This is a genomic window from Stenotrophomonas sp. P5_B8 (assembly GCF_054049855.1).
Genome location: NZ_JBFULO010000400.1, coordinates 1 through 3,447, shown reverse-complemented (window position 1 = coordinate 3,447; position 3,447 = coordinate 1). Strand labels below are relative to the sequence as shown.

The following is a 3,447-nucleotide window of genomic DNA, read 5'->3' as shown; positions in this document are numbered from 1 at the left end:
GTTGGCAGACGGGCTTTCCTCGGGCCTGCTCGCCGTTAACCAAGGCGTCGCCGATACCGAGAACACCCGCTACAAGAACGACATCCTGGCGCGCACTCGCCAAGGGATGGAGCGCAACGCCGCCATTGAGCGGGCTCAGAGAGGCGTGTTGAATTCTGATGGATCGCTCAATGAGGACTCATGGAGTCAGTGGGCGAATGTCGACCCGGTAGGCGCCCAAGAGTTCCGCCAGAAGGCCAGCCCCAGGGCGAAATGGGAGCCGGGCCAGATCGGTTACCGCGACCCCAAGACCGGCGAAAACGGCCTACTGGATGTCCTGCGTAATACCGAGACCCAGGAATACCGCGATCTGCAGGGGAATGTCATCAGCCAGGGCCTCCTGGGCCAAGCGGCTGACCGCCCGAAGATGCCGGACTCTGGCTTGCTGGCTCCGAGCAGGGCCGCATCACCCACGGGCGGGTTGCTGGGGGGCGACGTGCTTCCGGGTCTGGAACAGTCAGTTATGCAGGTCGAATCCGGTGGCAATCCGGCTGCAGTCTCACCCAAGGGGGCAATGGGCACCATGCAGACCATGCCCGGCACCCTGACCGATCCAGGCTATGGCGTCACTCCGGCCCGTGACCGTTCCCCGGCTGAGATGGAGCGCGTTGGGAAGGACTACCTGCAGGCGATGCTTACTCAGTACGGCGATCCCCGCCTTGCACTGGCCGCCTACAACTGGGGTCYGGGCAACGTGGATCGCGCTATGGAGGGCCACGGCGGCAACGTGGATGCAGTGCTGGCTAGCGCACCGGCTGAGACGCGGGCGTACGTTCCCAAGGTCCTCCAGCGTGCGGGCGGACAAGTGGCTGCAGCGCCCCAGATCGGATTTCGTCCCGCAAAGTTTCCCGGCCAAGCGGAGCGACAGGCGCCCTCTGGTTATCGGTATGCCCCCGATGGGGCGAGCCTCATGCCGATTCCGGGCGGTCCTGCTGATCGAAAGAACAACCCGGCACCCGGTGACATGGCTCAGGCGGAGCAAGCACTGCGTAAGGAATACATCGCTCAGATCAAGACGCCACAGACGGTCGTTAACTCCTACGCGCAGATCGAGCAGGCGGCCCAGAGCCCGTCCGCACAGAACGATTTGGCGTTGATCTTCTCGTACATGCGAATGCTGGACCCCACTTCAGTCGTTCGGGAAGGTGAGTTCGCTACGGCCCAGAACGCGGCTGGCGTGCCCGATCAGATTAGGAATGCTTACAACCGGGCAGCCAATGGCGAGCGTCTCAACCCTGAGCAGCGGAAGGGCTTTGTGGCTTCGGCGAGGGGCATCAAGGATCAGGCACAGCAGCAGATCGACAGCTACCGAGAGCAATACTCGTCCTTGGCGAATGAGTACAACTACTCGCCCAGCCGAATCATCGGCAACCATCCGAAGCCTTCTGGCGGGCCTAAGTCGCAAGGAAAGGTCCCGCCCGCTGCGGTTGAGTACCTGCGGAAGAATCCGGCCATGCGGTCGGCGTTCGAGCAGAAATACGGCGTCAGCGCCGACGACTATCTGAGGTAAGGCGATGGCGACCAACCCATTCGATCAGTTCGACMAAGTACCAGGCTCGGTAGCCGTCCCGGCGTYGCAGCCGAATTCGTTCGGGGTGATGGTGGCGGCGGGAGCAAAGGAGGGCTCCCCTTCCAACCCGTTTGATCAGTTCGACGCATCGCAGGAAATTCCGACCCTGGCGCCCGTTTTCGCTGAGCGTCCGGATTTCGGCGACGTCACTTCCTCCGTGGACACTACTGCAGAACTTCCGGGAAATGCCCTGGGCCGATTTGTGGGGCAGTACGGCGGGCGTCAGGTCCTCCAGGGGGCTGGCAGCATCTTGGGTGCGGTGGGTGGAGATGCATTCAACCACTATGTCATTGATCCGATTCGCAAGCAGTTTCACCAGCCATCCGCTGCGGACCTTGCTGCCGGACGTGATGGTTTTGTGCCGACCGCGCCCTATCGGCAGGTGGGCGCGAACATCGCCGATGAAATGGGGATGCAACGGCCGCAGAATGCGGCGCAAAGAGTGGTATCGGACATCGGTGAGGGGATCACGGGCACCGCTCTTACCCTCGGCTTAGGTGGCCTTATGAACAGCGGTAGGGGCGTGATGCAGACGGCCGGTAACTTCTTCTCGGCCAACCCCGCGCTCCAGACCGCATCCACCATCGCCGGTACCGGAGGCAGCTCGTCGGTACGGGAAGCGGGTGGTGGCACTGGCGCACAGGTTGCGGCTGGGCTCATCGGTGGCTTCGCGCCAGGCACGGTAGCCGGGGTAATCCCCGGGATGCGTGGGGGCATCGTCCCAGCGACTGCTGCCCAGGCCACCCGCAGCACACTGCGGGGAAACAACGGGATGGGCGCCCCGGTTACTTCTTCGGACATGCAACAGACCATGCGGGACTTCGCCTCCGTTGGGACAACCCCAAGCGTGGGGCAGGCTACCGGTGGACGCTTCCCCCAGGCGTTGGAAACGATGCTAGGGAACGTGCCCGGTGGTGCTGGCCCGATTGCGCGGCTGGGCGCAAAGCAGGCTAGCGCGACTGGGCAGTCTGTCGCTCGGTACGCTGAGGAGTTGTCCCCACGCGGGCGGCCCATGGGCCCCGAGCAAGCGGGGCGGGCCATCTTGGCGGGAGTCGAGGGCCCCTCGCCCGTGGCGTTCGTTCCCAGGACCGCAAAGAAGGCGGAGGAGCTGTATGACCGTGTTTCTGCGCAAATTGCGCCGGGCGCTCGGGTGCCGGTCGAGAACACCCAGCGGGCGTTGTCGGAACTGAATTCCTCCATTGAGGGAGCGCCCAATGTTGCAAAGCTCTTCCAGAACGCCAGGATTCAAGGCATCGAGTCGGCGCTCGGAAAAGATATAGGCGGTGCAGAGGCGGCTTTGCAGCGGCCGGACGTGCGGCAGCAGGCCGATGCGCTTAGGCAGCAGTTGAATGCCCAAGCACAGCAGGCCAGGGCGGAGAACACGCGCCTCCAGACACTGGGGATGCGAGCCTCACTACCGGTCCCAAGTCCTCAGCAGATTGACGAGCAGGTTAAGACTGCAATCGCGGGGATGGCTGATAACCAGATCCCGTATCAAGCGCTGACCAAGCTGCGGACGGTCGTGGGCAAGGAGCTGGACAACTACTCCCTGGCGGACAACGTGCCTCGGGACAAGTGGAAGGCGCTCTACGGTGCGCTGACACGCGATATGGAGGCGGCCGCGACCACCCCAGAAGCTCAGCAGGCCTGGAAGCGCGCAAACGCGTACTACGCTGCCCGAAGCAACCGCATCGACTCCATTGCCCACGTGGTGGACAAGAGCGGCGGTCCAGAAGCGGTCTACAAGTCAGCATTTGGCAACACGAAGGAAGGCGCCACCACGCTGCACGCGGTGATGCAGTCCATTCCGAAAGAGGCGCAGCGGGAGGTGTCAGCGT

At 63.4% G+C, this 3,447-nt stretch carries 2 protein-coding genes; both read left to right on the top strand.

The features are described 5' to 3' along the window. A partial coding sequence (locus ACXJKH_RS17070; protein ID WP_457321106.1) for a transglycosylase SLT domain-containing protein occupies positions 1 to 1,549 on the top strand: 1,549 nt, incomplete at its 5' end. Positions 1,550 to 1,553: 4 nt separating this feature from the next. After that, positions 1,554 to 3,447, top strand: a 1,894-nt coding sequence (locus ACXJKH_RS17065) for a hypothetical protein (RefSeq protein ID WP_457321104.1), incomplete at its 3' end; no start/stop codon positions are given.